The sequence below is a fragment of the Methylobacterium amylolyticum genome (assembly GCF_030700245.1).
GTDB lineage: Bacteria > Pseudomonadota > Alphaproteobacteria > Rhizobiales > Beijerinckiaceae > Methylobacterium.
In genome coordinates, this window is record NZ_JAUYZI010000030.1 from 57,546 (window position 1) to 83,611 (window position 26,066).

The window sequence follows — 26,066 nt, forward strand, 5'->3', positions numbered from 1 at the left end:
CGAGGGGCCCCACGCCGTGAGCCGCACCACCGCCAGCGCCGCCGCCCTGGCCCTCGCCCTCTGGGCCGGGCCGGCAACGGCCGACAAGATCAAGAATCCGACCGCGGTCTTCTCCGGCCTCGACAAGATCACCGGGCGGATCGTGTCGTTCGAAGTGGCGGTGGACGAGACCGTGCAGTTCGGCGCCCTCCAGCTCACGCCGCGCGTCTGCTACACCCGGCCGCCGACCGAGCCCGCCAAGACCACGGCGTTCCTCGAGGTCGACGAGGTCACGCTCGACAACAAGTACCGGCGCATCTTCACCGGCTGGATGTTCGCTGCGAGCCCCGGCCTGCACGCGATCGAGCACCCGATCTACGACGTGTGGCTCGTCGACTGCAAAGGCGGCAGCGACGTGATCGCCGAGGCCAAGGAGCAGGAGGACGTGCCCGCGCTCGCCTCCAAGCCCGAGAAGGCCAAGCGCCCCGGGAAGGACGCGACCAAGACCGCGCAGCAGATCAACTCCGCCGGACAGGTGGACGTGGAGGCGCCGCGCGGCGTGCCCGTCCAGCCGCGCCAGAAGCCGTCCCGGAAGTTCTTCCCGTCGAACGAGGGGCCGGCGCCGGCTCCGCCGCCCCAGCAGCCGCAATCGATCTTCGACGCGCTGTTCCGCTGACGGGCGGCCGCGATCGGCGCCCGAGCCGAACCGTCGATGGACCGGGATGCACGCTGTTCGCGGGCAACGTCCCGAATTACAACTTCTTTTATGAAGTTCTGACTTTAACGATTGTCTCAACGCTCCTGTCGTAGACTCGACGGCGCCGAGATCGGCGTTCTCGACGTGGACAGCGCGATGGCGATGTGGATTTCCGGCTTGGCCGTATTCGGCCTGCTGTGCCTCATGATTCTGCCGGCGCCCGGGATCTGGGGCGTCCTGATCGGAGGCGTGTGCATCCTGACGATCGCCGTCAGTGCGGTCCTGTTCGTCCTCGATCGGGCAGCCACCGGCGCCCTCGGCTGGGTCGAGCGCGTCCGAGCCCGGCGGCGCCGTCACGGGCGGAGGCGGGCCATCCATGCCGGTTCCGGCATCGCGCGCAAGCTGTGACGCCGGCGGCGCGTGGCCGCTGCACGGGGTCCTGCCGGCCGGCCGCTCGGATGCGTCACGCCGTATCCGGCGCGAGCGCGGCGAGCACCTGGGCCCCCCGGACGCTGCCGTCGCCGGGCCAGACCGACCAGTCCGCGGCGGCGTCGAGGGCGTCGGCGAGGCGGCGCTTGTAGGCGTGGCGGGGCATCTCCTCGGCGCCGAACTGCGTCAGGTGCTCGGTGACGAACTGGGTGTCGGCGAGCCGGTAGCCGCCCGCGCGCAGACGGCCCATCAGGTGGACGAGGGCGACCTTCGAGGCGTCGCGCACCGTGTGGAACATGCTCTCGCCGAAGAACGCGGCGCCGAGCGAGACGCCGTAGAGTCCGCCGACCAGCCTCTCCCCGGCGTAGACCTCGACCGTGTGGACGTGGCCGAGATCGAACAGCGCCCCGTAGAGATCGCGGATGCGGCCGTTGATCCAGGTGCGCTCGCTGTCCCGGCGAGGCGCCGCGCAGCCGCCGATCACCGCGTCGAAATCGGCATCGCTGCGGACCGTGAAGGCGTCGGCGCGGACCGTCCGCGCGAGCCGGCGCGGCACCCGGAACCGGTTGAGGGGCAGCACGCCGCGGGCCCGCGGCTCGACCCAGTACAGGGTCGGGTCGTCCGCATCCTCGGCCATCGGGAAGATGCCCGCCGCGTAGGCCTTCAGCAGGATCTCGGGGGTGATCTCTACGCGGGTGCCGTCGTGCATGGGCCTCAATGTCGGCTAGCCCCGCGTGGAACGCCAGAGCCCGCCCTGGCGGGCGGGCTCCGGTTCGATCTCAGCGGACGGGAACGACCACGACGCCGGCCGGCGCCGGCCCGACGATCACGCCCGGACCGGCCGCGACGGGCACGTCGACCACGACGGGCGGGCCGCCGTAGACGACCTCGGCCGAGCCGCCGGAATAGGGCGAGGTGGCGATCGGCCCGGCCGTGGTCTGGCCGGACTGCGTGGTGATCCGAGAGGGCTGCTCGACGTTGCCGTTGTCGAAGGCGAGGGCGGGGCTGGCGGCGAGCAGGCCGCCGGCCACGAGGAGGGCGATGCGCATGGAAAGGGCCTCGGTCGTTGGATGTGCGCCCCAACGGCCGGGACAGGTCGCGCGTTCCTCGGACCCGTCTCAGGCGGCGTGACCGCCGATCCCCAGGAACTTCTCCAGCCAGTGGATATCGTACAGGCCGTTCTGCACGTCGGCGTTGCGCACCAGAGTCCGGAACAGGGGGAGGGTGGTGTCGACCCCGTCGATCACGAACTCGTCGAGCGCCCGGCGCAGCCGCATCATGCACTCGTTGCGGGTGCGGCCGTGGACGATCAGCTTGCCGATCAGCGAATCGTAGTGCGGCGGGATGCGGTAGCCCTGGAAGGCGGCCGAGTCGACGCGCACGCCCAGCCCGCCGGGCGGGTGGAAGTAGGTGATCAGGCCGGGCGAAGGGCGGAAGGTCTCCGGGTGCTCGGCGTTGATCCGGCACTCGATGGCGTGGCCCTCGACCTTGATGTCGGACTGGCTCACCGAGAGCGGGCCGCCCGAGGCGACCTGGATCTGCTCGATCACGAGGTCGATACCGGTGATCATCTCGGTGACCGGGTGCTCGACCTGGATGCGGGTGTTCATCTCGATGAAGTAGAAGCGCCCGTCCTCGTACAGGAACTCGACCGTGCCGGCGCCGAGATAGCCCAGCTCCTTCATCGCGTTGGCGCAGATACCGCCGATCTCGGCGCGCATCGACTCGTTGAGCGCGGGCGAGCCGCCCTCTTCCCAGACCTTCTGGTGGCGGCGCTGGAGCGAGCAGTCGCGCTCGGCGAGGTGGACCGCGCCGCCGCGCCCGTCGCCGAGCACCTGCACCTCGATGTGGCGCGGCTTCTCCAGGTACTTCTCCAGGTAGACCGCGTCGTCGCCGAAGGCCGCCTTCGCCTCGGAGCGGGCCATGCCGATCGCCTGCTCCAGATCGGCTTCCGAGCGGGCGACCTTCATGCCGCGGCCGCCGCCGCCGGCCGCCGCCTTCACGAGGACGGGGTAGCCGATCTCGGCCGCCACGCGCTTGGCCTCGGCCGCGTCCTCGACGCCGCCCTCCGAGCCCGGCACGCACGGGATGCCGAGCCGCATCGCCGTCCGCTTGGCCTCGATCTTGTCGCCCATGGTCCGGATGTGATGGGCCTTGGGGCCGATGAAGCCGATCTCGTGGTGGGCCAGCACCTCGGCGAACTGGGCGTTCTCGGAGAGGAAGCCGTAGCCCGGATGCACCGCGTCGGCGCCGGTGATCTCGCAGGCGGCGATGATCGACGGGATGTTCAGGTAGCTGTCGCGGGCGACGGGCGGCCCGATGCAGACGCTCTCGTCGGCGAGCCGCACATGCATGGCATCGGCGTCGGCGGTGGAGTGCACCGCCACCGTCGCGATCCCGAGTTCCTTGGCCGCCCGCAGGATCCGGAGGGCGATCTCGCCGCGGTTGGCGATCAGGATCTTGTCGAACATCAGGCCAGCATCTTCGAGCGGGGTGGGCGCCGGTTCGCGCGCCGCGCCGGGGATCCGCGGCAGCCAGGATGCGCGTCGGCGGACATCATCGTCACGCGATCGCGAGCAGGGCCTCGCCGAACTCGACGGGCTGACCGTCCTCGACGAAGATCGCCGTGACGGTGCCGGCCCGCGGCGCGACGATCTCGTTGAAGGTCTTCATCGCCTCGATGAGCAGCAGCTTGTCGCCGACCTCGACGCGCGATCCGACGTCCACGAACGCCTTCGCGTCGGGCGAGGGCCGCAGGTAGGCGGTGCCGACCATCGGGGAGGGCACGGCGCCGAGCTGCGCGCGCGGGGACTCGGCCGCGGGCGGCGCAGCCGCCGGCGACGGGGCCGCCTGCGGCGCGGGCATCGCGGCCGGGACGGGCGCTGCGACCTGGACGGCGACGGGCTCGATCCGGCGGGCGACGCGGATGCGCAGGTCGCCGCTCTCGACCTCGATCTCGGACAGGCCGGTCTCGGTGACGAGGTTGGCGAGCGCGCGCACGAGCTCGGGGTCGATGGGATCGTGCTTGGGCATCCGGCCTTCTTCGTGTGGGCTCGCGTCCGTCGGTGCGCCCAGCCCCTGCCGGACGCCGCCGCGACCGCGCGGTCCGCGCATGTCCGCATCTCGCAGGAACGCCCCGGAGGCCGGGAGCGCTCCCGCCGGCCGCGGCGATCCGGCGGATGCCTCGCGACAGGCCCTTAGACGAAGGCCCCCCGCCGCGACAAGGCCGGGCCGGGCGTGGAACGGGTCAGCAGGAGGCGTGGCCGCACTGGCGCACGTCGGCGATGGTCTTGCGGATCGGCTCGACCCCGACGGCGCCGGGGATGATCTCGTCGCCGACGATGAAGGCCGGGGTGCCCGACAGGCCGAGCCGGTCGCCGAGGCCGCGATTCTCGGCGAGCGCCGCCTTCACCTCGGGGCTGGCCATGTCCTTCTGGAGCTTGGCGGTGTCGGCGCCGAGATCCTTGGCGACCTGGATCGCCCGGGCGCCGTTCACCCGGCCCTTGCTCTCCAGGAGCTTCTGGTGGAACTCGAACAGCTTGTCGCCCTTGAGCTGCTGGCGCACGGCGATGGCGACCTGGCTCGCCTCCAGGGATTCCTGGCCCAGCACCGGGAAATCCTTGATCACCACCCGCAGCTTCGGATCGGTCTTGATCAGCGTCTGGAGGTCGGTCAAAGCCTTGCGGCAGTAGCCGCAATTGTAGTCGAAGAACTCGACCAGCGTGATGTCGCCCTGGGGGTTGCCCGCGATCACGTCGTGCGGACCATTGAGCAGGGCCTCGCGCGATTCCTTGAGCGCCGCGGCCTGGGCGAGGCGCTGGGTCTCGGTCTGCCGCTTCTCGGCCTCGGCGAGCACCTCTTGGAGCACGTCCGGGTTCTTGATCAGGTATTCCTTGACGATGCCCTCGATCGCCGTGCGCTGCGCGTCGGTGAAGGGCGAGGGCGCCTGAGCCGGCGCCTGCGCGAAAGCCGGGGCGGCGGCGAGGCCGAGGGCGAGGGCCAGGATCGGTCGATGGCGGCTGACGGGCATAAGTCCTCGCTTGCGCGGCGTCGCGGGCCTGCGCGTGACGGGAGCGTTAGGGACGGGGTTAGGCGTTTTCGCGGCGCCCGGTCAATGCGCACGCGGTGCCGCGCGCCATCGATCGGCAGGTTGCGGGCAGCCCGTCGCGCGGTTCGGGCCGGACCGGGCCTCGCCCCGATTCTTCCAGCTCGCGAGCCCCGGAGCGCGGCATGCATCTGAGCGACCTCGGCCCGCGCATCTGCATCATGGGGCCTTCGAACAGCGGCAAGTCGACCCTGGCCGCTGCCATAGCGCGGGCGCGGGACCTCGTGCCGATCCACCTGGATCGACTCTACCACCGGCCCGACACCGACTGGCAGCCGCGCCCGGAGGCGGAGTTCCTCGCCCTGCACGATGCGGCACTATCCGGAGCGCGGTGGGTGATGGACGGCAACTACGCGCGGTGCGCGGACCGACGTCTCGCCCGCGCCACGGGCCTCATCCTCCTCGACGCGTCGGTACCGACCTGCCTGCTCCGCTACGTCCGCCGGACCCTGTTCGAGCGCCGGCGCGTCGGCGGTCTTGCGGGAGACCGGGACAGCATCAAGTGGGCGATGATCCGCCACATCGCACTCGTCGATCCCGAGAACCGCCGTCGCCACAGGGCGAACTTCGACCGGTGTCCCCTGCCCAAGATCCTCATCCCGGATCGACGGGGGCTGCGGGCGTTCTACAGGACGGAGAATCTCCGCAGATGACGGGGCGCCCTTCGCTCCGGGGCTCACGTGTCCGCGCCTTCGATCGGACTGTCCGACCGGTCGAACGGACAGTCCGGAGGCCGCAGGACGGCCCGCCGGTTGAGGCGTGCGCCGCCAGGGTCTAACCCGGCCCCACCCGCAGGACGCCCGCGATGGACGCGCCGATGACCCCGATCTCCCGCCGCGCGGCCGCCGTCGCGCCCTTTCTCGCGATGGACGTCATGGCCGCCGCCGCCGCGCGGGTGCGGGCGGGCTCGGACACCGTGCGCATGGAGGTCGGGCAGCCTTCGGCCCCGGCCCCGCGCCCGGTGATCGCGGCGGCGCAGCGGGCGCTGGAGGCCGGCCGGGTGCCCTATACCGAGGCGCTGGGACTGCCGGCTCTGCGCGAGCGCATCGCCCGCGACTACCGCGACCGGTACGGCGTCGCCGTCCCCCCGGAGCGGGTGGTGGTGACGACCGGCTCCTCGGCCGGCTTCATCCTCGCCTTCATGAGCCTGTTCGACGCGGGCGCGCGGGTGGCGGTGCCGCAGCCCGGCTACCCGGCCTACCGCAACATCCTGGCCGCCCTCGACCTCGTGCCGGCGCCGATGACGCTCCGGGCCGAGGCCCGTTTCGCCCCGACCGCCGCGCTGCTTGCGGCGACGCACGCGGCCGCGCCCCTCTCCGGCGTGCTGGTGATGAGCCCGGCCAACCCCTCGGGCACGGTGATCACGGAGGGCGCGCTGCGCGACCTCTGCGGGCAGGCGCGGGCGCTCGGCCTGCCGCTCATCTCCGACGAGATCTATCACGGCCTCAGCTACGGCGTACCGACCGCCACCGCCCTCCAGTTCGATGCGGACGCGGTGGTGATCAACTCCTTCTCGAAGTACCACTGCATGACCGGCTGGCGGGTCGGCTGGATGGTGGTGCCGGAGGCGCTGGTGCGCCCGATCGAGCGGCTCGCCCAGAACCTGTTCATCTCGGCGCCCTACCTGTCGCAGGTCGGCGCGCTGGCGGCCTTCGACGCGAGCGCGGAACTCGACGCCGTGCGCGACGGCTACGCGCGCAACCGCGCGATCCTGCTCGACGCCTTCCCCGGCCTCGGGCTGGGCCGGGTGCACCCGGCCGACGGGGCCTTCTACCTCTACGCGGACGTGGCGGCGCTGACGAACGACGCCTCCGGCTTCTGCCGCCGGATGCTCGACGAGGCGGGCGTCGCCGCCACCCCGGGGCTCGACTTCGATCCGGAGGCGGGCAACCACCACGTCCGCTTCTCGTTCGCCGGCTCGGAGGCCGAGTGCCGCGAGGCGGTGGCGCGGCTGCGGGCGTGGCTCGCCTGATCGCCCCCGGGACTACGCCGCCGCGCGCGGCACGAGCGCGGTGACCGCGTCGAACAGTTCCGAAAAGTGCTCGATCACCCGGTCGGGGCCGAGGTCGCGGACGTGCACGTCGGTGTAGCCGAAGGTGACGGCCACGACCGGGATGCCCGCGGCCTTGGCGGTGTCGATGTCGGTGCGGGAATCGCCGATCATCACGGCGCGGGCCGGGTCGCCGCCGGCGCGGTCGATGGTGCCGGTGAGGTGGCGCGGGTCGGGCTTGGCCTGCGGGAACGTGTCCCGGCCGCAGATCGCCGCGAAGCGATGGCCGACCCCGAGGAGGCGCAGCAGCTCGACCGACTGGCCCTCGTACTTGTTGGTGCACACCGCCAGCCGGAAGCCCGCCGCCTCCAGGGCATCGAGCGCCTCGACGACGCCGGGGAACAGGTGCGAGGAATCGGCGAGGTGCCCGCTGTAATGGGCGATGAACGCGTCGAACAGCCGGTCGTGGTCGGCCTCCGACAGGTGGCGCCCCTCCGCCTCGAAGCCGCGGCGGATCAGCGCCCGGGCCCCGGCGCCGATCATGTCCCGGGCCCGCGACAGCGGCAGCTCGGCCAGCCCCTCGCCCTTCAGGATCACGTTGAGCGTGCCGACGAGGTCGCCCGCGGTCTCGGCCAGCGTGCCGTCGAGGTCGAACACGGCGATGGGCGGGGCGGTCATGGGGGCTTTCCGGTGTCGAGGGGAGCGGCCTCGCTAGCCGCGGCCGGAGGACCGGGCAAGTGCCGGGTTGTGCGCGGGGTCGCGCCGTGCCGAGGGCTGCGCCCCACACTTGCCCGAAATCCGCGGGAAAGCGGGCGCGCTCCAGCCTCCGGGACCGCCATGCGACCTCTCCTGCCGACGCGCCTCGCCGGCGCCGCGCTCCACCTCGCCCTCCTCGCCGCGCCGGCCGCGGCGGCCTCCTACGACTTCGTGCCCGCGCCGCAGACCGACCTCAACCGCATGTACCGGGTCGACAAGGTCACCGGCGAGGTCACCTCCTGCCAGTACGGGCTTCAGGAATCGGGGGGCGGCATCGGCCAGACCGTCTGCTTCGGCTCCGGGGAGGGCGCCGGCCCGCAGCCGCCCTCCGAGTACGGGCTCGTCTCAAGCCGCCACGCCCGCGAGGCCGGCGTGTTCCGGGTCAACTACCGCACGGGCGAGATGAGCATCTGCTTCGTGCTGGTGAAGAAGGAGCAGGTGGTCTGCACCCAGCAAGCCCGTCCCGGCGCCGAGGGGGCGGAGGGCGCGCCGCCCGCCGGCGGGTCTGCCGGCCGGGCGGGCGCCAGCGCCACGCCGCAGGGCGGCCGACCCTGATCGATGTGACGAGGCCCGTTCCGGTCCGCTTCGCGGCGTGCTAGGGGCCGCCCCAACCCGCCAAGTTTCGGGCCGAGTCCCGGCTCGTCGAGATCCGCGCCGCATGCCCCTTCCCGAGCCCCCCGCCCTCGTCCGGAGCGTCCACCCGTGAGCGGGCCCGACCTGCGGCGCGCCGCCGCCGCGCGCGCCCTCGACCTCGTCGAGCCCGGCATGCGGCTCGGCCTCGGCAGCGGCTCCACCGCCGCCGCCTTCGTCGACCTGCTCGCCGAGCGGGTGCGCGGCGGGCTCGACCTCGTGGGCGTGCCGACCTCGGAGGCGACGCGCGCGCAGGCCGAGGCCGCGGGCATCCGTCTCGCCACCCTCGACGAGGTGCCGGAACTCGACCTGACGATCGACGGCGCCGACGAGGTCGACGATAGCCTGCGACTGATCAAGGGCGGGGGCGCGGCCCTCCTGCGCGAGAAGATCGTCGCCTGCGCGAGCCGGCGCATGGTGGTGATCGCCGACGCGGCCAAGCGCGTCGCCACGCTCGGCGCCTTTCCCCTGCCGGTCGAGGTGAACCCGTTCGGGCTCGCCGCGACGCACCGGGCCGTCGAGGCGGCGGTCGCCGCGGCGGGCTGCACCGGGCCGGTCTCCCTGCGCCGCACCGCGGACGGCCGGCCGCTGGTCACCGACGGCGGCCACCACATCCTCGACGCGCGACTCGGAGCGATCCCCGACCCGGAGGTCCTCGGCGCCGGCCTCTGGGCCGTGCCGGGCGTCGTGGAGCACGGGCTGTTCCTCGGCATCGCCGACGCCGCGATCCTGGCCGCGGATCGCGGCGGCCGGGCCGAGGTCACCGTGCTCGGCAGCCTCGCCTGAGGCGCCGCTCTCCACCCGATTCAGGACGATCCCATGCCCTTCCGCATCGCCGCCGCCGCGCTCGGTCTCGCCCTCGCAAGCCTCGCCCTCACAAGCCTCGCCGTCGCCCCGCGTCCGGCCGCCGCCCAGGCGAAGCCGCCGGCCCCCGCCGCCAAGGGCACGCCGGCGCCGCAGCCCAGCACCCCCGCCGCCAACGCGCCGGCGCAGACCTTCACGCCGAGCCATCTCGCGCTGGCGCGCGAGGTGGTGCTGAGCTCCGGCATCGCCCGGTCCTTCGACTCGATCATCCCCTCCTTCGCCGAGCAGATCCGCAAGCAGGCGGTGACGCGCCCGGACATCGCCAAGGACCTCGACGCGGTGCTCGCCTCCCTCCAGCCGGAGATGGAGTTGCAGAAGCAGCGCATGGTCGACATCGCCGCCCGCACCTATGCCGGCAAGCTCACCGAGCCCGAGCTGAAGGACATCGCCGCCTTCTTCCGCTCGGCCGCCGGCAAGCGCTACGTCGAGACCCAGCCGCAGATCCTCGACGACATGGTCGGCGAGATGCAGGACTGGACCCAGGACGTGTCGGAATACGTCATGGTCCGGGTGCGCGCCGAGATGGGCAAGCGCGGCCACCAGATGCAGTGACGGCGTCCGACCGCCTCTACGCGGCCGGAGGCGCGCTGCTGGCGGTCCTGCCGCTGGCGATGACCCTCGCCAACCGGTCGAGCCCGGCCGTCGTCGGGCTCGCGGCGGCGGCCTTCCTCGCCGGGCGCTGGCGCGAGGATCGTGCCGCGCTCAAGCCCCTCCTCGTCGCGCCGCTCGCGACCCCGCTCGGCGCCGCCGCGCTCGCCTTCCTCGGCTGGAGCCTGATCGGGCTCGCCTGGAGCCCGTTCCCCGGCCTGTCGCTGCGGGTGCTGAGCGAGTTCCTGCCGACGCTCGCCGCAGCCTACCTCCTCGCCCGCCTCGCCCCGGGCCGGATCCCGGATTTCGCCCCCCGCCTCGGCGCCCTGTGCGTGGTCCTGTCGGGCGCCTACATCGCCGCCGATCTCGCCGCCGACCTCGCCGTGGAGCGGGTGCTCGGGCGGCGGGTCGCGGCCTTCGTCTTCAACCGGCCGGCCCTGACCCTCGACCTCGTGGCGGCCCCGCTCGCCCTCGTCCTGTGGCGGGCGCGGCACCGGGCGTCCGCGCTCGCGACCCTGGCCTTCGGGGCGCTCGGGGTGCTGCGCTCGATCAGCGGCGCGGCGATGCTCGGCCTCCTCGCGGGCGCCGCCATGGCGGGCATCGCGCGCCTCGCGCCGGCCCGCGCCGCCGTGGCGCTCGCCGGGCTCGGCCTCGGCCTCGCGCTGGCCCTTGCCCCGGTCGAGGGCGACATCCTCATCCGGCTCATGCCGGAGGCGGCGCACGAGCGCCTCGTGCAATCCTCCTCGCGCGCCCGCGTCGCCATCGCCCGCAGCTTCGGCGCGGCGGTGGCGGCCGAACCGTGGCTCGGAGCCGGCACCGGCACCAGCGCCCGGTTCGCGCAGACGCCGGTCGCCGAGAGGGTGGCGCCGGAGATGCGGGTGCTGCTGGCCGTCGGCCACCCGCACAACGTCTTCCTCCAGGTCTGGGCCGAGCTCGGCCTGCCCGGGGCGTTCCTCGCCGCGCTGGCGCTGATGCTGACGCTGGCCCGCCTGGCCGCGCTGCCGACCGCCGAGCGGGCGGTCGCCCTCGGCCTCGTGGCGGGCGCCGCGGCGATCGCCTTCGTCGAGCACAACGGCTGGGCGGCTTGGTGGACGGCGGGGCTCGGGGCTGCCATCTGCTGGTTGCGTGAGGCGGGCCGCCTCGCGCCCCGCGCCACGGAAACGGACAACCCGGCATGAGCTTCGACGTCGACCTGTTCGTCATCGGCGGCGGTTCGGGGGGCGTGCGCGCCGCCCGGATCGCGGCGGGCTACGGCGCGAAGGTGATGCTCGCCGAGGAGTACCGGGTCGGCGGCACCTGCGTGATCCGCGGCTGCGTCCCGAAGAAGCTGATGGTCTATGCCGGCCGCTTCGCCGACGAGTTCGAGGACGCGGCCGGCTTCGGCTGGAGCGTCGAGCCGCCGCGCTTCGACTGGAGCGTGCTCAAGCGGCGGCGCGACGCCGAGGTCACGCGGCTGGAGGGCATCTACGACGCCAACCTGATCCGCTCCGGCGTCGAGATCGCGCCCGAGCGCGCCGTGATCGAGGACGCCCACACCATCCGCCTCACGGGCTCCGACAGGCGCGTGCGGGCGGAGAGAATCCTGATCGCGGTGGGCGCCCACCCGGTGAAGGAGCCGGCGGTGCCGGGGATCGAGCTGGCGATCACCTCGAACGAGGTGTTCGAGCTGGAGACGCGCCCCGAGCGCATCCTCGTGGTCGGCGGCGGCTACATCGCGGTCGAGTTCGCGGGCGTCTTCGCCGCGCTCGGCAGCCGCACCGCCCTGCTGCACCGGGGCGAGCGGCTGCTGCGCGGCTTCGACGACGAGGTCCGGGACGCACTCGCCGAGGCCTACGGACGGCGCATGGACCTGCGGCTCGGCCGCACCGTGTCGAGCCTGGAGCGGCGGGGCGCCGACCTCGTCGCCCGGCTCGACGACGGCTCGGAGATCGCCGCGGACCACGTCCTGGTGGCGACCGGACGCCGCCCGAACGTCGCCGGCCTCGGCCTCGACCGAGTCGGCATCGCGACGGATGCGGCCGGCGCGATCCCCGTCGACGCCTATTCCCGCACATGCGTGGCCTCGATCTGGGCGGTGGGCGACGTGACCAACCGCGCCAACCTGACGCCGGTGGCGATCCGCGAGGGCCACGCCTTCGCCGACACCGAGTTCGGCGGCAAGCCGGCCTGCGTCGACCACCGCCTGATCCCGACCGCGGTGTTCTCGACGCCGGAGATCGGTGTCGTCGGCCACACCGAGGCGGCGGCCCGCGCCGCCTGCGGAGAGATCGACGTCTACAAGGCGAGCTTCCGGCCGATGAAGGCGACGCTCTCGGGACGCGAGGAGCGGATCCTGATGAAGGTCATCGTCGACTGCGCGAGCGACCGGGTGGTCGGCGTCCACGTCTTCGGCCACGACGCGGGCGAGTTGATCCAGGCGGTCGGGATCGCGGTCCAGATGGGGGCGACGAAGGCCGATTTCGACCGCACGATCGCGGTCCACCCGACCGCCGCGGAGGAGCTGGTGACGATGCGCGTGCCGGCGGTGACGAAGCATCCCGTCGGCGTCGGTTAGACGCCGTGGGGGCAAGGGCCTCGACGCGCTGTCGCGCCGGTCCATATCAGGGCCATGGGCAAGCAGGGCGCAGGCAAGGGCAGACCCGACGACGCGCACGCGCGGCGCCAAGCCATCATCGACGGCCTGCTGGCCGACGCCCTGCGGCCGGCCTTCACCTACCGCCTGCCGAGCCACGACGCCCTGCCTCCCGACATCCGCCGGGCGATCGACCGGCTGCTCGCCAAGGCCGAGGCCAAACGAAGCCGCTGCCTGACCTACGACGACCTGGAGGAGGCTCTTCCGCCCCGCGACGTGTCGGCGGAGGATCTGGAGGCGATCTTCTGGATCCTGGCCGAGCACGGGATCGAGGTGGAGGACGGGGAGAACTGATCTCCGCTCGGGTCTGTCACCGGGAATCCGCCCCTCGTAACCGCTGGGAAACCTCTCTATAAGCGCCGCTTCGCGAGAGCCGCGAACGCACGAGAGAGGTGCGCGGAGAGAGATCATGGGCGAGCGTTGGACTCCTAAGACGTGGCGTGACCTGCCGATCCAGCAGGTGCCGGCCTATCCGGACGCCGCCGCCCTGGAGGCCGTGGAGGCCCAGATCGCGAGCTTTCCGCCGCTGGTTTTTGCAGGTGAGGCCCGCAAGCTGAAGGCGGCGCTGGCGCGCGTCGCGGCGGGCGAGGCGTTCCTCCTCCAGGGCGGCGACTGCGCGGAGAGCTTCGACGAGCACTCGGCCGACAACATCCGCGACTTCTTCCGGGTGTTCCTGCAGATGGCGATGGTGCTCACCTTCGCGGGCGGCTCGCCCGTGGTGAAGGTCGGGCGCATCGCCGGGCAGTTCGCCAAGCCGCGCTCGTCGCCCTCCGAGACGATCGAGGGCGTCAGCCTGCCGAGCTACCGCGGCGACATCGTCAACGGCCTCGATTTCAGCGCCGAGGCGCGGACGCCCGATCCGCGTCGCCAGCTCAAGGCCTACCGGCAGTCGGCGGCGACGCTGAACCTGCTGCGCGCCTTCGCGACCGGCGGCTACGCCAACCTCGAGAACGCGCACCGCTGGATGCTGGGCTTCGTGAAGGACTCCCCCCAGTCCTCGCGCTACCAGGACGTCGCCTCGCGGATGTCCGACGCCCTCGACTTCATGCGGGCGATCGGCATCAACCCCGAGACGCACCAGGAGGTGCGCACGACCGACTTCTACACCAGCCACGAGGCGCTGCTGCTCGGCTACGAGGAGGCCCTGACCAGGGTCGATTCGACGAGCGGCGACTGGTACGCCACGTCGGGCCACATGCTGTGGATCGGCGACCGCACCCGCCAGCCGGACCACGCCCACGTCGAGTACGCCCGCGGCATCCGCAACCCGATCGGCCTCAAGTGCGGGCCGTCGATGGACGCGGACGGGCTGATCCGGCTGATCGACCGGCTGAACCCGGGCGACGAGGCCGGCCGCCTGAGCCTGATCTGCCGGTTCGGCGCCGACAAGGTCGGCGATCACCTGCCCGGCCTGATCCGCGCCGTCGCGCGCGAGGGGCGCACCGTGACCTGGGTCTGCGACCCGATGCACGGCAACACGATCGCGGCGGGCGGGTACAAGACCCGGCCGTTCGACCGGGTGATGCAGGAGATCGAGGGCTTCTTCGGCGTCCACCGCGCCGAGGGAACGATCGCCGGCGGCATCCACCTGGAGATGACCGGCAAGGACGTCACCGAGTGCACGGGCGGCGCCCGGGCGCTCACGGCGGACGACCTGAGCGACCGCTACCACACCTACTGCGACCCGCGCCTCAACGCGGAGCAGGCGCTGGAGGTGGCGTTCCGCACGGCCGAGCTGGTCAAGCGCGAGCGCGCCGAGATCGAGCGCCCGCACCTCGACGCGGCGGAGTAGGGGACACCGCGGGACCGCGCCCGGCCGAGAGGACCGGGCGCGGTTCTGCGAACCTCGAATCTCGATCCCGCGCCGAGCGGGTTGTCTTCACGACCGGCGGGGGCTCTTTCGCCGGACCGGGATCCACATCGGCGGAGAGCGCGCTAAGCGATCGCCCGCGCCGCGCCGTTCCAGCGCTGGATCACCGCCGGCACCTGGGTGATCGGGACGGGACGGCTGAACAGGTAGCCCTGCACCTCGTCGCAGCCCTCGGCCCGGAGCCGGGCGAGCTGCGCCTCGGTCTCGACGCCCTCGGCGGTCGTCGTCATGCCGAGGCTGGCGCCGAGGCCGATCACCGCGCGGACGATGAAGTCGGTGCCGTCCGTGGCGCCGAGGTCGCGCACGAAGGCTTGGTCGATCTTGATCTTGTCGAAGGGGAAGCTGCGCAGGTAGCTGAGCGACGAGTAGCCGGTGCCGAAATCGTCCATCGACACCCGCACGCCCATCGCCCGGAGGCTGTGCAGGATCGCGGTGGTGGCGCCGGGGTTGGCCACCAGCACCGATTCGGTGATCTCCAGCTCTAGCCGGCGGCCGGGCAGGCCGGTGGCGCGCAGGGTCTCGCGCACCGCGGTCACGAGGCTCGCCGAGGTGAATTGCACCGCCGAGACGTTGACCGCGATCTTCAGGCCGTCGGGCCAGCGGCTCGCCTCCTCGCAGGCCCGGCGCAGGACCCACTCGCCGAGCGGCACGATCAGGCCGAGCTCCTCGGCGATCGGGATGAACTCGGCCGGCGAGACGAAGCCGCGGCCCGGATGGTTCCAGCGCAGCAGCGCCTCGAACCCGCAGATCCGCTCGGTGCCGAGGCTGTAGATCGGCTGGTAGTAGACCTCGAACGCCTCCCGGGCGAGGGCGTCCCGCAGGTCGCGCTCCATCAGGCGCCGGGCCTGGAGACGGGCGTCCATCTCGGGCTCGAAGAACCGGAACGAGCCCCGCGCCTCGCTCTTAGCGCGGTCCAGGGCGACGTCGGCGTTCTTCAGGAGCTTGTCGCAGCCGGTGCCGTCGCCGGGGGCGAGGGTGATGCCGATGGTCAGGCCGACGCTCACCTCGTGGTTCGACAGGGTGTAGGGCGCGCTCACCACCTCGATGATCCGGCGCGCCAGCACCGCGGCGCCCTCCGCCCGATCGATGCCGCGCTGGACGACGATGAACTCGTCCGCGCCGAGCCGGGCGACGCAGTCGATCTCGCGCACGCAGGCGCTCAGGCGCTGGGCGACCGCCACCAGCAGCTCGTCGCCGACCCCGTGGCCGAGCGTGTCGTTGACGGGACGGAAATCGTCGAGATCCAGGGCGAACACCGCGAAGCCGGCGTCGCGCCCGGCCTGGGCGATCGCCGCCGCCATCTGCTGGTTCAGCGCCACGCGGTTCGGGAGGCCGGTCAGCGCGTCGTGGTGGGCGAGGAAGGCGACCTGGGCCTCGGCCCGGCGCCGCTCGGTCACGTCCTCGTAGGTGGCGACGAAGCCGCCGTCGGCGGTCTCGCGGCGCTCGATGGCGACGACCTTGCCGTTGCCGAGCTCCTGGAAGCAGGGGAGACGGGCCGGGCCCTCGAACGCCTCGCGCTCCTGGCGGAGCAGGTCGGAGAGATTCTGGCCGGGGTGGTTCCCGGCGGCGAGGCTCGCGGCCAGCACCGCCTCCGCGCGCATGCCCGGGACGACGGTGCCGGAGGCCAGGCCGTAGATCTGGGCGTAGCGGCGGTTCACCACCATCAGGCGGTCGTCGGCATCGTAGAGGCACAGGCCCTGGGACATGTTGTCGAGGGCGGCGTCGAGCCGGAGATTGGTCTCGGTGAGACGGTCCTCCTGCTCCTTCAGCAGGCTGATGTCGCTGCACACGGCGACGAAGCCGCCCTCCTGGGTCGCGCTGCGGCTGACGCGCAGCCACCGCCCGTCGGACAGCCGGACCTCGCCGTCGCGCGCCAGCGCCCGCAGGAACTCGTCCGGCGCCGCCTCGGAGAGCGACGTCCCGGTCCGGACCGCGGCGCCGAGGCCGTCGAAGAACCGCAGCGCCTGCGCGTTGGCCAGCACGATGCGGCCGTGGCAATCGACCACCACCACGCCCTCGCGCGAGCTCTGCAAGGCGTCGGCGAGCAGGGTTTCGGCCGATTGCCGCTGGCTGACCTCCCGCTCCATCATCGCGCGGATGTTGTCGCGCATCGTTGCCATCGAGCGGAGCAGGCTGCCGAGCTCGTCGCGGCCGCCGGTCGGGATCCGGTCGTCGAGCCGACCGCCCGCGATGCGCTCGGCCGCGGCCGAGGCGGCGGCGAGCGGGCCGGTGATGCGGCGGTTCAGCAGCCACGCGATCAGCGCGCAGCCGATGACGGCGAGGACGGCCGCGACGATGTTCACCCGCAATTCGCGGGTCACCAGGGCGCGGGCCGCCTGCCGGAAGGTGAAGCCGTCGCCGGCCGTGTAGTTGACGAGGAGGTCGATCTGGCCGTCGACCGCGCGGGCCTGCTGGTCCAGCGCCTCCCAGCGCTCCGCCCGGGCCTCCGGCGCGTCGAGCAGGGCGCGGCGCATCTCGTCCCAGGCGGCGACGCCGGCCTGGACGGCGCCGGCGGTGCGCACCGCGCGGTCCGATTGCGAGCGCTCGACGGCGATGGTCAGATCCTCGGCGAGCGTCACGGTGAGGTCGGCGATCTCGGCGTCCAGCTTGGCGGCGATGGCCGGGTCCGTCGCGTGCGTCCGGCGCGCGAAGGCCGAGCGCATCTTGGCGAAGTCCGCCGCGGTCGCGCGGGCGTAGTTGATCGACATCAGCGACTCGTCGTAGGTCCGGCTGACCAGATCTCCGACATGGGTGATGGCGACGGCGGCGTAGAACCCGAGCGTGCCGGACAGCAGGCTCATGCCGAGGAAAGCGACCAGGATCCGGCCGCGGACCGAGGCGAGGGAGGCGGGGAGGCGACGCAGCGCCGTCGCCCAGTCGGGCGGCGACCGCTCCAGCTTCGCTCTCTCGGGATCTCGCATCGCACTGGGCCGCCGTACCGCCACGCGCCTCGGACGCTAGCGACGACATCTTAAGAGGCGATTAGCCCGACGGATTTCGAGCGTCTGCGCCGTCGCGGGGCGAGCAATGGACAAGAAGAAGTTTCGTCCGCGCCCCGCGTCGCCGGCTTCGACTAAGGAATTCTCAAGACACCGTCATGTAAAGTCGGCCCGGATCGAGGAGCGAATCGATGGCCGTCCCTGCCTTGACGATCCCCGCGACGGGCCGGCGGACTCTGGTGCCGGCGCTGTTCGCGCTGGCGGGCGGCGCGCTGTGCGGCCTCTGCCTCGTCGGCCGGCTCGAAGCCTCGGGTCACACCGTCTCGCAGAAGGGGCGGACCTTCCAGCCGGACGCCCTGGCGATCACCCGCGGCGACACGATCACCGTCGTCAACGACGACAGCGACCTGCTGCACCACGCCTTCGTCGAGGCCGCCACCTTCAGCTTCGATTCCGGCGACCAGGAGCCCGGCAGCCGCACGCCGATCACCTTCACGCAGAAGGGCACGTTCCAGGTGCTCTGCGGCATCCACCCGAAGATGAAGCTCCTGGTGCGCGTGAACTGAGCGTGCGCGTTAACTGAGCGCTCAGCGCTCGGCTGCCCGCATCGGCCGCGCCGGGCCGCCCCGGTCGTCGCGCTCCACCGCCTGCCCGTCGCGCAGGTCGGGGGGTGGGCTGTAGACGAGGCGCGCGTCGGGCTCCAGGCCCGATTCCAGTTCCAGCACCCGCCCGAAATCGCGCCGGACGCGCACCGCGCGCCACGTCACGCGGTCGTCCGCCCCGAGAACGGCGACGCGCAGGGCGCCGCGGTCGAATACCGCGGCCTCCGCCGGGATCGTCACGCCGGGTGCCGCGCGGGGGATCTTGAGCGTGACGGAGGCGTAGAGGCCGGCCCGCAGCGTCCGGTCGGGGTTCGGAACGTCCACCTCGGTGGTGAGCGTGCGCGAGGCCGCCTGGAGGGCGACAGAGCTGCGCTCGACGAAGCCCGAGAAGGTCCGCCCCGGCAGTTGCGGCACGGTGACCAGCGCCTCGACCCCCGGCCGCACCCCGTCGGTGGCGCTCTGGGGCACGTTGAGCGTGATGCGCAGGGTGCTGTCCTGGTCCATGCTCAGGAGCGGGGTGCCGCCGTTGTCGGCGCGCACGAGATCCCCGACATCGACGTTGCGGACGGTGACGACGCCGTCGAAGGGCGCCACCACCCGCTGGTAGCCCGTGAGGGTGCGCAGGCGCTCCACCGCCGCCGTCCCCGCCCGGATGTTGGCGTCGGCGACCTTCACCCCCGCCTCGGCCGCGGCGAGCGTGGCCGCCTGCGAGAGCACGCCGGCCTGGGAGGTGTCGGCGTTCTGGCGCGAGGCCCAGCCCTGGTCGGCGAGCGTCGTGGTGCGGTTGTTGGTCAGGTTCGCGAGGTTGACGTTGGCCCGGGCCTGGTCGACCTGCGCCTGGGCCTGAAGCAACTGCGCCTTGAGCTGCCCGAGCTGCGCCTCGGCCTGCGCGAGCTGCTGGTCGAGGTCGGGTGCGGCGATGCGCAGCAGGAGGTCGCCGGCCTTCACCCGCGAGCCGATATCGACCCGCCGCTCGGCGACGTAGCCGGTGGCGCGGGCGGCGATGGCGGCGGTGGTGAAGGGCCGCGTCTCGCCCGGCAGGGCGAGGTCCAGCGGACCCTCGGCACGCTCGGCCACCACCGTGCGCACGCGCGGCACCAGGGACTTGACCCGCGCGAGCGTCGCCTCCGCCTCGGCGTCCCGCTGCCAGTGGCCGTAGGCGCCCCAGCCGAGCAGGCCCAGGCCGACGAGGCCGACGACGACGAACGGAGCCTTGCCGGGCGGCGGCGGGACATCCCCCGAAGCGTCGCGCGCCTTCATCGCTCTCGGTCTCCGTTCCCGCGCCGCCACGCTAGCCGCCGGGCGCCGCGCGGACCAGCGCGGCCTTGTCGCGCCCCCGGGCCGCGTCCGCCATCTCAGCGGGCGGGCGGCGGCAACCGGCCCTGCCGGCTCAGGCGCTTGTGGAGGTGGACCATCAGCGCGATCCCGAACAGGGGCGTCACGAGGTTGACGACCGGCACGATCATCAGCCCCGCGAGCAGGCCTCCGGCGCCGAGCGTCCGCAGCGGGAACGCGCCGCGCATCGCGGCCGCCTCCGGAAGCGGCCGGAACCGTGCGGCCGCCATCTCGAAATACTCCCGCGACAGCAGGTAGGCGTTGGCGCCGAAGAAGGCCGCGACCCCGACCACAGGCACGAAGAACACCACCAGCGCCGCGAGGTTGACCAGCAGGGTCAGGCCGGCGAAGCGGACCGCGTAGAGCATCGCCGTCCCGAACGGCAGCGCCCGGCCCGGCGGATCGCCCGGGAAGTCGGTGCGCTCGACGATCTCGGCCGCGTCGTCGAGGAAGAACCCGGCCACGAGGATCGACACCGCCGGCATCAGATAGGCGAGCGCCACGAACAGGCCGAACCCGGCGAGATAGTAGGCGAGGGTGTCGAGGATCGGGTACTGCGCGGAGATGTGGTGGCTCGCCTGGAAGGCCTGGATCAGCCGGGTGAGCCCCAGCCAGACGAGGAGCAGCAGTCCGAGCGTCAGACCGAGCGATTTCCACAGGATCGCCCGGAGCTGGGGCGAGAAGGTCTGGCGCAGGGCCGCCGCGGCGGACTCGATCAGCATCGGGGCGGGGTTCCGGCGCGCCGGGTCGGCGCGGCGGGTTTCTTGGCGATGCGGGCGGGTGGGCGCAAGGCCGCGGCGCACGCCACGGACCGGGCCCATACGGGTCCGCGGCGGGATGGGATCGGTCGGGGAGGCGCAGTGACGACGTCAGCCATGCAGAAGCTCCGCCCCCTCCGCGCCTCCGAGTCCGCGCGCGCGCCGGACTTCCGGCCCGTCCTCGCGCCCCTGCCCGAGGCGCCCGACGTGGTGATCGTCGGCGCCGGGGCGGCCGGCATCGGCGCCGCGCGGGCCCTCGTCGCGCAGGGCCTGTCGGTGGCGGTGCTGGAGGCCCGCGACCGGGTCGGAGGCCGGGCCTGGACCGTGCCGCTGCGCGGCCACGCGGTCGATCTCGGCGCCCACTGGCTGCATGCCGGACCGATTAACCCCCTCGTCGCCCTGGGCCGCGCCCGCCGCGAGCGCCTGCGCCGGGCGCCGCAAGACAGCCACGTCTGGGTCGGCGGCCGCCCGGCGAGCCCGGCCGAAATCCGCGCCAGCGCCCGCGCCTTCGCGCGGGCCGACCGGGCGATGACCCGCGGCGCGGCGGGCGAGGACAGGCCGGCGGCCAGCGTCCTGCCGCCCGGGCTCGGGCCCTGGGCGGCCCGCATCGCCAGCGTCCACGGGCTCGTCTCCGGCCGACCGCTCGCCGAGGTGTCGCTGCACGACTTCCCGAGCATGGAGTACGGCGACAACGTCTTCATGGCCGGGGGCTACGGCAGCTACCTCGCCCGTCTCGCCGCAGGCCTGCCGGTGCGGCTCTCCGCACCGGTGCAGCGGATCGACTGGTCGGGCGCGGGCGTCCGGCTCGAGACGGCGGGCGGCACGATCGCGGCGCGGGCGGTCCTCGTCACCGCGCCGATGATGGTGCTGCGCGAGACGCCCCTGTTCTCGCCGCCGCTGCCGGCCGCGGTGCGCGCGGCGATCGACGGCTTCACCGCGGGCATCTACGAGCACGCGGTGCTGCATTGGCCGTCGAGCCCGTTCCGGGGACGCGACCGGCTCGCGGGGCTGAACGGCGGCCGGCGGGCTCCGCCGGGCCTGCTCACGCGGATCGACGACACGCCGTTCCACTACTACGAGCTCGATGCGGGCGAGGCGGCGCGGATCGACGCCGCCGGCTCGGGGGTCGACGGCGTGCGGCGGCACGTGCGCGCGGTGCTCGCCGAGCATGTCGGCCGGGCCCGCCTGCGCGACCTCGCGATCCCCGCGGTCAGCGCGTGGCGGCACGATCCCTGGTCGCGGGGCTCCTGGGCGGTGGTCCCGCCGGGCCACGCGCCGGCCCGGCTGCTGCTGCGCGAATCGCTGTCGGACCGGGTCTGGTTCGCCGGCGAGGCGCTGTCGCGCGCGCAGTGGGGCACCGTCGGCGGCGCCTTCGAGTCGGGCACGCGCGCCGCCGCGGCGATCACCCGTCACCTGCGACCGGACGGCGATTGAGGATGGCGGCCCCCGCCCGGCTTGCCGGAGCGCGCCGAACGTGCATCCCGTGCCGCATAACGGCACTTCCGGAAGGTCCCATGAACTGGATCGAGGCGATCGGTTATCTCGGCACGGCGCTGACCATCTCGGCCTCGGCGATGAGCACGATGATCCCGCTGCGGATCATCTCGCTCTGCGCGAGCTGCGTGGTCATCACCTACGGCCTGTTCATCGGCAGCATGCCGGTGGTGCTGACCGAGTGCATCCAGATCCCGTTCAACGCCTACCGGCTGTGGCAGATGATGCGCCTCGTGCGCGACGTCGAGGCCGCCGCCGACGGCGACCTGTCCCTGGAATGGCTGCGCCCGTTCGGCTCGCAGCGCCCGTTCGGCATCGGCGAGGTGGTCTTCCGCAAGGGCGACCTCGCGACCGAGATGTACGTGGTCGAGAGCGGGGTGTTCCGCATCCCCGAGGTCGGGATCGAGGTGCGGGCAGGCGGCATCGTCGGGGAGCTCGGCCTGCTCTCGCCCGGCAACGCCCGCACCGCCTCCCTCGTCTGCGTCGAGGCCGGCCGGGCGCTGTGCGTCTCCTATTCCGAGGTCAAGCAGCTCTACTACCAGAACCCGGAATTCGGCTTCTACTTCCTGAAGCTGACGAGCGAGCGCCTGTTCCAGAGCGCGCAGTCGGCGCAGGGCGCGCCGGCGCCCGCCACCGCCGGAAGCGAGGCGCTGTGAGACTCAGAGCATGCTCGGCAGGATGCGGTCCGGCGGCCGGTGGCCGTCCATGAAGGTCTTGATGTTGATGATGACCTTCTCGCCCATGTCCATGCGGCTCTCGTAGGTCGCCGAGCCCATGTGCGGGAGCAGCACCACCTTGCCCTGCCGGGCGAGCTTGACGAGCCGCGGGCTCACGGCCGGCTCCTGCTCGAACACGTCGAGGCCGGCGGCCGAGATCTCGCCCGCCTCGATCAGCCGGGCCAGGGCGTTCTCGTCGATCACCTCGCCGCGGGCGGTGTTGACCACGATCGCCTCCGGCTTAAGCAGCTTGAGGCGCCGGGCCGAGAGCAGGTGGTAGGTCGCGGGGGTGTGCGGGCAGTTGACCGACACGATGTCGACCCGCGCCAGCATCTGGTCGAGGGATTCCCAGTAGGTCGCGTCGAGCGCGCCCTCGATCGCGGCGGGCACCCGGCGGCGGTTGTGGTAGTGCACCTGGAGGCCGAAGGCCCGGGCGCGCTTGGCCAGCGCCTGCCCGATCCGGCCCATGCCGACGATGCCGAGCCGCTTGCCGGTGATGCGCCGCCCGAGCATCCAGGTCGGCGACCAGCCGGTCGTCCAGTCGTCCTCCGGGATGATCCGCGCGCCCTCGGCGACGCGGCGCGCCACGGCGAGGATCAGCGCCATCGTCATGTCGGCGGTGTCCTCGGTCAGCACGCCGGGGGTGTTGGTGACCGTGATGCCGCGCTCCAGCGCCACGCCCACGTCGATGTGGTCGACGCCGTTGCCGAAATTGGCGATCAGCCGCAGGTTCGGCCCGGCCTGGGCCAGGAGGCCGGAATCGATCTCGTCGGTCACGGTCGGGACCAGCACGTCGGCCTCGCGCAGCGCCGTCACCAGCGCCTCCGTCCCCATGGGCGCGTCGTCGGGGTTGAGGCGGACGTCGAACAGCTCGCGCATCCGCGTCTCGACGGCGTCCGGCAGGCGCCGCGTCACCACCACGAGCGGCTTGCGCTTCGACACGTCTCTCTCCCGGTGAGCCCGCGGCATCGTCCCGCCCGAGGGCCGCAAGCGTCCGCCGACAAGCGTCCGTTAACCGGACTTCGCCAGACAGATTCGGGACGGCGCGCCCCTCCGCGCGCTGTCCCGAAGCCCTCCGCCTCTCTAACAGAGGCGGGACGGAACACAATCGGAAGCCGGGCCGCAGCGGACCGTCCGGAACGCTGCGAGACCGCACGGAGATGGTGACGATGCGCGCGATATCCGCTGCCCTCGCCGCGGCGCTTCTCCTCGCCGGCCCCGCCCGCGCCGCCCCGACGGGCGCCCCGGAGGCGGGCGCCGGGCCGGTGACCAAGCTGCCGCTGCCGCGCTACGCGAGCCTCAAGACCGACCGGGTCAACCTGCGCGAGGGGCCCTCGAAGGACCACCGCACCCTGTGGGTGTACCAGCGCGCCGGCCTGCCGGTGGAGATCATCGGCGAGTTCGAGACGTGGCGGCGCATCCGCGATTCGGAGGGGACGGAGGGCTGGGTCCTCCACTCGCTCCTGTCGGGACGGCGCACCGCGATCGTCAATGCCGGGCCGGACAAGGGCGGTGAGAAGGCCGCCGTGCCCCTGCGCGCCCGCGCCGAGGAGGGCGCCACCGACGAGGCCCGGCTGCAATCCGGCGTGATCGGCAGCGTGAAGAGCTGCACCGGAACGTGGTGCCGCGTGGTCGTCGCGCTGCCGTCGAAGCGCGACGTGGACGGCTACATCCGCCAGAACCGGCTTTGGGGCGTCTACCCGAACGAGACGGTCGAGTGAGCGCTTCGGGTCCGAGCGCCGCGCGAACGCGACGAGGCCCGGACGAACGCCGGGCCTCGCATCAGTCCGATACGGCTCGCGTCGGCGCTCGCGCGCGCTCAGGCCTGCCGGCGGCCGGCCGTGCGGCTGCGGCGGAGGCGCACGATCACCTCGACGCCGGCGATCTCCATCCCTTCGGGGGCCTCGGGCAGCGAATCGACGGTGATGCCGCAATCGGGCATGTCGATCACCTGCGCCTCGTCCTCCAGGTAGAAGTGGTGGTGCTCGGTCGGATTGGTGTCGAAGTAGGCCTTGGACCCGTCGAGGGCGAGCTGGCGCAGCAATCCGGCTTCCGTGAACTGATGCAGGGTGTTGTAGACGGTGGCCAGCGAGACCGGCACCTTGGCGCGCATCGCCTCGTCGTAGAGCATCTCCGCCGTCAGGTGGCGGTCGCCGCGGCCGAACAGCAGCCAGCCGAGCGACAGGCGCTGCCGCGTCGGGCGCAGGCCGGCCCGGCGCAGACGATCGCGCAGGTCCGACAGCGGGCAGCCGCGACGGCCAGCCCCGTTGGCCTCCGTCGGGAGGGCGGGGACGCGACCGTTGAGGACGGCCTGCAGGGGCACCAGGTCGGACATCGCTGGACTGAACGCTCGGCGGTTGGGCGCAGGAACGGTGACGACTATACGGTAGCCGTCACAGCGTCGCAACCCGAGCGCGCTCGCCGATCAGGGCGATCGCTTCAGCTTTTTGGCTTTGGCTTGGGAGCGGTGCTGCGGGGGGCTGAGGTTTGTGATTCACGGCGGGCTTTGCGTCTGCGGAGCCGCCGATGCCGTCCTCGCTGTCGATCCTCGACCACTTCTCGACCCTGACCGACCCGCGCCAGCGCTGGCGGGTGATCTACCCGCTGCCCGAGATCCTGCTGCTGGTGCTGTGCGCCACGCTGTGCGGCATGGACGACTTCGTCGAGATCCGGCTGTGGGGCGAGCGGCGCCTGGACTTCCTGCGCCGCTTCCTCCCGTACGACCGCGGCCTGCCCGCCCACGACACCCTCAACGACGTCGTCAACGCGCTCGACGCCGACCTCTTCAAGACCTGCTTCACGGCCTGGGTCGAGCGCCTGCGCGCGGTCGAGCCGGATCTCATCGCCATCGACGGCAAGACCTCCCGGCGCTGCCACGCCAAGACCAAGGGCCGGGCCGCCCTGCACACCGTCTCGGCCTGGGCCTCCCGCCAGCGCCTCGTGCTCGGCCAGGAGGCGGTCGCCGACAAGAGCAACGAGATCACCGCCATCCCGCGCCTGCTGGAGCGGCTCGAACTCCGGGGCGCGCTGGTCACGATCGACGCGATGGGCACCCAGACCGCCATCGCCGAGACCATCGTGGCCCGGGGCGGCGACTACCTGCTCGCCCTCAAAGGCAACCGCCCCGCCACCCACGACGACGTCGTGCGCTTCTTCGCCGCTCCGGGCGACCTGATCGCCGACACCCACCAGACCGTCGACAACGACCACGGTCGCCTCGAACACCGCCGCCACAGCGTCTGCCACGACGTGAGTTGGATCGGCTCGGATCGCCGCTACCCGCACGAGCCGCACATGCCCCATCTGGCGATGATCGGCATGGTCGAGACACAGGTCGAACGCGCCGGCAGGATCGAGTGCGAACGCCGCTACTACCTCGCCTCGGTCAAGCTCGATGCCAAGACCTTCGCCGCCGCCGTGCGCGCCCACTGGCACATCGAGAACCGCCTGCACTGGGTGCTCGACGTCGTCTTCCACGACGACCTCGTCCGCCTGCGCACTGGATCGGGTCCGCAGAACATGGCCGTGGTCCGCCACATGGCCATGAACCTCGTGCGCGCCCCCCACGACCGCCACAGCCTCAAGGTCCGAAGAAAGCTCGCCAACCTCGACCCGGACTACCTCGAAACCCTCATCCGACAGAACCCGAAGACCCCGCCGTTAACCTGAAGCGATTCCCTTG

The 26,066-nt window shown here is 72.7% G+C and carries 27 protein-coding genes; 16 read left to right on the forward strand and 11 right to left on the reverse strand.

The features are described 5' to 3' along the window. Positions 1–16: 16 nt before the first annotated feature. Together Q8W71_RS20440 and Q8W71_RS20445 are read left to right on the forward strand one after the other, a co-directional pair. On the forward strand, positions 17–655 hold the full coding sequence (locus Q8W71_RS20440; RefSeq protein WP_305527243.1) for a DUF2155 domain-containing protein: 639 nt from the start codon (positions 17–19) through the stop codon (positions 653–655). A 177-nt stretch (positions 656–832) separates the two neighbouring features. Next, positions 833–1,084 (forward strand): hypothetical protein, encoded by a 252-nt coding sequence (locus Q8W71_RS20445; RefSeq protein WP_305527244.1) that lies wholly within the window; start codon positions 833–835, stop codon positions 1,082–1,084. Positions 1,085–1,139: 55 nt separating this feature from the next. Here the strand turns inward: Q8W71_RS20445 and aat are convergent, their stop codons facing one another. The 5 genes from aat to Q8W71_RS20470 all read right to left on the reverse strand — a co-directional run bounded on the left by aat (position 1,140) and on the right by Q8W71_RS20470 (position 5,135). Further along, positions 1,140–1,814 carry a leucyl/phenylalanyl-tRNA--protein transferase gene (gene aat, locus Q8W71_RS20450; RefSeq protein WP_305527245.1) on the reverse strand — a complete coding sequence of 225 codons (675 nt, stop codon included), beginning with the start codon at positions 1,812–1,814 and terminating at the stop codon, positions 1,140–1,142. Between the two features lie 70 nt (positions 1,815–1,884). Beyond that, entirely contained in the window at positions 1,885–2,154 is a 270-nt protein-coding gene (locus Q8W71_RS20455) for a hypothetical protein (protein ID WP_305527246.1), read from the reverse strand. A gap of 69 nt (positions 2,155–2,223) precedes the next feature. Continuing rightward, the gene (gene accC, locus Q8W71_RS20460; RefSeq protein WP_305527247.1) at positions 2,224–3,576 is read right to left on the reverse strand and encodes an acetyl-CoA carboxylase biotin carboxylase subunit; all 1,353 of its coding nucleotides are present in this window, start codon (positions 3,574–3,576) and stop codon (positions 2,224–2,226) included. Positions 3,577–3,667: 91 nt separating this feature from the next. Beyond that, positions 3,668–4,138, reverse strand: coding sequence for an acetyl-CoA carboxylase biotin carboxyl carrier protein (gene accB / locus Q8W71_RS20465; protein WP_305527248.1), 471 nt, complete (start codon positions 4,136–4,138; stop codon positions 3,668–3,670). 214 nt (positions 4,139–4,352) lie between these two features. After that, positions 4,353–5,135 (reverse strand): DsbA family protein, encoded by a 783-nt coding sequence (locus tag Q8W71_RS20470; RefSeq protein ID WP_305527249.1) that lies wholly within the window; start codon positions 5,133–5,135, stop codon positions 4,353–4,355. A 200-nt stretch (positions 5,136–5,335) separates the two neighbouring features. Between Q8W71_RS20470 and Q8W71_RS20475 the strand changes: the two genes are divergently transcribed. After that, positions 5,336–5,863 carry a P-loop NTPase family protein gene (locus Q8W71_RS20475; protein WP_305527250.1) on the forward strand — a complete coding sequence of 176 codons (528 nt, stop codon included), beginning with the start codon at positions 5,336–5,338 and terminating at the stop codon, positions 5,861–5,863. A gap of 164 nt (positions 5,864–6,027) precedes the next feature. Then, positions 6,028–7,182, forward strand: a complete 1,155-nt coding sequence (locus Q8W71_RS20480) for an aminotransferase class I/II-fold pyridoxal phosphate-dependent enzyme (protein ID WP_305527272.1) — start codon at positions 6,028–6,030, stop codon at positions 7,180–7,182. 12 nt (positions 7,183–7,194) lie between these two features. Here Q8W71_RS20480 and Q8W71_RS20485 read toward each other — a convergent pair whose 3' ends face one another. Then, positions 7,195–7,878, reverse strand: a complete 684-nt coding sequence (locus Q8W71_RS20485; protein ID WP_305527251.1) for a phosphoglycolate phosphatase — start codon at positions 7,876–7,878, stop codon at positions 7,195–7,197. 159 nt (positions 7,879–8,037) lie between these two features. On the opposite strand from Q8W71_RS20485, the gene Q8W71_RS20490 reads away from it, so the two are divergent. The 7 genes from Q8W71_RS20490 to Q8W71_RS20520 all read left to right on the forward strand — a co-directional run bounded on the left by Q8W71_RS20490 (position 8,038) and on the right by Q8W71_RS20520 (position 14,462). After that, positions 8,038–8,511 carry a hypothetical protein gene (locus tag Q8W71_RS20490; protein WP_305527252.1) on the forward strand — a complete coding sequence of 158 codons (474 nt, stop codon included), beginning with the start codon at positions 8,038–8,040 and terminating at the stop codon, positions 8,509–8,511. Between the two features lie 147 nt (positions 8,512–8,658). Further along, on the forward strand, positions 8,659–9,372 hold the full coding sequence (gene rpiA, locus Q8W71_RS20495) for a ribose-5-phosphate isomerase RpiA (protein WP_305527253.1): 714 nt from the start codon (positions 8,659–8,661) through the stop codon (positions 9,370–9,372). A gap of 33 nt (positions 9,373–9,405) precedes the next feature. Beyond that, positions 9,406–10,002: a DUF2059 domain-containing protein gene (locus Q8W71_RS20500; RefSeq protein WP_305527254.1), complete on the forward strand. Its 597-nt coding sequence runs from the start codon at positions 9,406–9,408 to the stop codon at positions 10,000–10,002. After that, on the forward strand, positions 9,999–11,216 hold the full coding sequence (locus Q8W71_RS20505) for an O-antigen ligase family protein (protein ID WP_370875487.1): 1,218 nt from the start codon (positions 9,999–10,001) through the stop codon (positions 11,214–11,216). Before Q8W71_RS20500 ends, Q8W71_RS20505 begins: the two co-directional genes overlap by 4 nt. Next, complete coding sequence (gor, locus tag Q8W71_RS20510; protein WP_305527255.1) at positions 11,213–12,592, forward strand: glutathione-disulfide reductase; 1,380 nt, start codon at positions 11,213–11,215, stop codon at positions 12,590–12,592. The genes Q8W71_RS20505 and gor overlap by 4 nt, the downstream gene beginning before the upstream one ends. A gap of 54 nt (positions 12,593–12,646) precedes the next feature. Further along, entirely contained in the window at positions 12,647–12,964 is a 318-nt protein-coding gene (locus tag Q8W71_RS20515; protein ID WP_305527256.1) for an RNA polymerase sigma factor region1.1 domain-containing protein, read from the forward strand. A gap of 115 nt (positions 12,965–13,079) precedes the next feature. Then, positions 13,080–14,462, forward strand: coding sequence for a class II 3-deoxy-7-phosphoheptulonate synthase (locus Q8W71_RS20520; protein ID WP_305527257.1), 1,383 nt, complete (start codon positions 13,080–13,082; stop codon positions 14,460–14,462). A 143-nt stretch (positions 14,463–14,605) separates the two neighbouring features. Here the strand turns inward: Q8W71_RS20520 and Q8W71_RS20525 are convergent, their stop codons facing one another. Continuing rightward, positions 14,606–17,461: an EAL domain-containing protein gene (locus tag Q8W71_RS20525; RefSeq protein WP_305527258.1), complete on the reverse strand. Its 2,856-nt coding sequence runs from the start codon at positions 17,459–17,461 to the stop codon at positions 14,606–14,608. Positions 17,462–17,670: 209 nt separating this feature from the next. Between Q8W71_RS20525 and Q8W71_RS20530 the strand changes: the two genes are divergently transcribed. Next, positions 17,671–18,045, forward strand: a complete 375-nt coding sequence (locus Q8W71_RS20530) for a cupredoxin domain-containing protein (protein ID WP_305527259.1) — start codon at positions 17,671–17,673, stop codon at positions 18,043–18,045. A 21-nt stretch (positions 18,046–18,066) separates the two neighbouring features. Here Q8W71_RS20530 and Q8W71_RS20535 read toward each other — a convergent pair whose 3' ends face one another. Together Q8W71_RS20535 and Q8W71_RS20540 are read right to left on the reverse strand one after the other, a co-directional pair. Then, positions 18,067–19,341 carry an efflux RND transporter periplasmic adaptor subunit gene (locus Q8W71_RS20535; protein ID WP_305527260.1) on the reverse strand — a complete coding sequence of 425 codons (1,275 nt, stop codon included), beginning with the start codon at positions 19,339–19,341 and terminating at the stop codon, positions 18,067–18,069. 95 nt (positions 19,342–19,436) lie between these two features. After that, positions 19,437–20,138, reverse strand: a complete 702-nt coding sequence (locus Q8W71_RS20540) for a sulfate transporter family protein (RefSeq protein WP_305527261.1) — start codon at positions 20,136–20,138, stop codon at positions 19,437–19,439. Positions 20,139–20,291: 153 nt separating this feature from the next. Here Q8W71_RS20540 and Q8W71_RS20545 point away from each other — a divergent pair, with 153 nt between their 5' ends. Together Q8W71_RS20545 and Q8W71_RS20550 are read left to right on the forward strand one after the other, a co-directional pair. Next, on the forward strand, positions 20,292–21,608 hold the full coding sequence (locus Q8W71_RS20545) for a flavin monoamine oxidase family protein (protein WP_305527262.1): 1,317 nt from the start codon (positions 20,292–20,294) through the stop codon (positions 21,606–21,608). Positions 21,609–21,688: 80 nt separating this feature from the next. Continuing rightward, positions 21,689–22,324: a Crp/Fnr family transcriptional regulator gene (locus Q8W71_RS20550; RefSeq protein WP_305527263.1), complete on the forward strand. Its 636-nt coding sequence runs from the start codon at positions 21,689–21,691 to the stop codon at positions 22,322–22,324. Positions 22,325–22,327: 3 nt separating this feature from the next. Here Q8W71_RS20550 and Q8W71_RS20555 read toward each other — a convergent pair whose 3' ends face one another. Then, on the reverse strand, positions 22,328–23,326 hold the full coding sequence (locus Q8W71_RS20555) for a 2-hydroxyacid dehydrogenase (RefSeq protein ID WP_305527264.1): 999 nt from the start codon (positions 23,324–23,326) through the stop codon (positions 22,328–22,330). Positions 23,327–23,553: 227 nt separating this feature from the next. Between Q8W71_RS20555 and Q8W71_RS20560 the strand changes: the two genes are divergently transcribed. Next, entirely contained in the window at positions 23,554–24,105 is a 552-nt protein-coding gene (locus Q8W71_RS20560) for an SH3 domain-containing protein (RefSeq protein WP_305527265.1), read from the forward strand. 98 nt (positions 24,106–24,203) lie between these two features. Here Q8W71_RS20560 and irr read toward each other — a convergent pair whose 3' ends face one another. Further along, on the reverse strand, positions 24,204–24,719 hold the full coding sequence (gene irr / locus Q8W71_RS20565; protein WP_305527266.1) for a Fur family transcriptional regulator Irr: 516 nt from the start codon (positions 24,717–24,719) through the stop codon (positions 24,204–24,206). 191 nt (positions 24,720–24,910) lie between these two features. On the opposite strand from irr, the gene Q8W71_RS20570 reads away from it, so the two are divergent. Then, positions 24,911–26,053: an ISAs1 family transposase gene (locus Q8W71_RS20570; RefSeq protein WP_305527267.1), complete on the forward strand. Its 1,143-nt coding sequence runs from the start codon at positions 24,911–24,913 to the stop codon at positions 26,051–26,053. Positions 26,054–26,066 lie beyond the last annotated feature (13 nt).

What these genes read in the sequence shown, in the direction of transcription:
- gor (WP_305527255.1), top strand. Translation starts at nt 11,213, where the DNA reads ATGAGCTTCGACGTCGACCTGTTCGTCATCGGCGGCGGTTCGGGGGGC.
- Q8W71_RS20550 (WP_305527263.1), top strand. Translation starts at nt 21,689, where the DNA reads ATGAACTGGATCGAGGCGATCGGTTATCTCGGCACGGCGCTGACCATC.
- irr (WP_305527266.1), bottom strand. Translation starts at nt 24,719, where the DNA reads ATGTCCGACCTGGTGCCCCTGCAGGCCGTCCTCAACGGTCGCGTCCCC.
- Q8W71_RS20515 (WP_305527256.1), top strand. Translation starts at nt 12,647, where the DNA reads ATGGGCAAGCAGGGCGCAGGCAAGGGCAGACCCGACGACGCGCACGCG.
- Q8W71_RS20475 (WP_305527250.1), top strand. Translation starts at nt 5,336, where the DNA reads ATGCATCTGAGCGACCTCGGCCCGCGCATCTGCATCATGGGGCCTTCG.
- Q8W71_RS20490 (WP_305527252.1), top strand. Translation starts at nt 8,038, where the DNA reads ATGCGACCTCTCCTGCCGACGCGCCTCGCCGGCGCCGCGCTCCACCTC.
- Q8W71_RS20530 (WP_305527259.1), top strand. Translation starts at nt 17,671, where the DNA reads ATGGCCGTCCCTGCCTTGACGATCCCCGCGACGGGCCGGCGGACTCTG.
- Q8W71_RS20485 (WP_305527251.1), bottom strand. Translation starts at nt 7,878, where the DNA reads ATGACCGCCCCGCCCATCGCCGTGTTCGACCTCGACGGCACGCTGGCC.
- Q8W71_RS20470 (WP_305527249.1), bottom strand. Translation starts at nt 5,135, where the DNA reads ATGCCCGTCAGCCGCCATCGACCGATCCTGGCCCTCGCCCTCGGCCTC.
- Q8W71_RS20500 (WP_305527254.1), top strand. Translation starts at nt 9,406, where the DNA reads ATGCCCTTCCGCATCGCCGCCGCCGCGCTCGGTCTCGCCCTCGCAAGC.
- Q8W71_RS20535 (WP_305527260.1), bottom strand. Translation starts at nt 19,341, where the DNA reads ATGAAGGCGCGCGACGCTTCGGGGGATGTCCCGCCGCCGCCCGGCAAG.
- Q8W71_RS20545 (WP_305527262.1), top strand. Translation starts at nt 20,292, where the DNA reads ATGCAGAAGCTCCGCCCCCTCCGCGCCTCCGAGTCCGCGCGCGCGCCG.
- Q8W71_RS20455 (WP_305527246.1), bottom strand. Translation starts at nt 2,154, where the DNA reads ATGCGCATCGCCCTCCTCGTGGCCGGCGGCCTGCTCGCCGCCAGCCCC.
- accB (WP_305527248.1), bottom strand. Translation starts at nt 4,138, where the DNA reads ATGCCCAAGCACGATCCCATCGACCCCGAGCTCGTGCGCGCGCTCGCC.
- aat (WP_305527245.1), bottom strand. Translation starts at nt 1,814, where the DNA reads ATGCACGACGGCACCCGCGTAGAGATCACCCCCGAGATCCTGCTGAAG.
- Q8W71_RS20445 (WP_305527244.1), top strand. Translation starts at nt 833, where the DNA reads ATGGCGATGTGGATTTCCGGCTTGGCCGTATTCGGCCTGCTGTGCCTC.
- Q8W71_RS20480 (WP_305527272.1), top strand. Translation starts at nt 6,028, where the DNA reads ATGACCCCGATCTCCCGCCGCGCGGCCGCCGTCGCGCCCTTTCTCGCG.
- Q8W71_RS20540 (WP_305527261.1), bottom strand. Translation starts at nt 20,138, where the DNA reads ATGCTGATCGAGTCCGCCGCGGCGGCCCTGCGCCAGACCTTCTCGCCC.
- Q8W71_RS20570 (WP_305527267.1), top strand. Translation starts at nt 24,911, where the DNA reads ATGCCGTCCTCGCTGTCGATCCTCGACCACTTCTCGACCCTGACCGAC.
- Q8W71_RS20520 (WP_305527257.1), top strand. Translation starts at nt 13,080, where the DNA reads ATGGGCGAGCGTTGGACTCCTAAGACGTGGCGTGACCTGCCGATCCAG.
- Q8W71_RS20560 (WP_305527265.1), top strand. Translation starts at nt 23,554, where the DNA reads ATGCGCGCGATATCCGCTGCCCTCGCCGCGGCGCTTCTCCTCGCCGGC.
- accC (WP_305527247.1), bottom strand. Translation starts at nt 3,576, where the DNA reads ATGTTCGACAAGATCCTGATCGCCAACCGCGGCGAGATCGCCCTCCGG.
- Q8W71_RS20525 (WP_305527258.1), bottom strand. Translation starts at nt 17,461, where the DNA reads ATGCGAGATCCCGAGAGAGCGAAGCTGGAGCGGTCGCCGCCCGACTGG.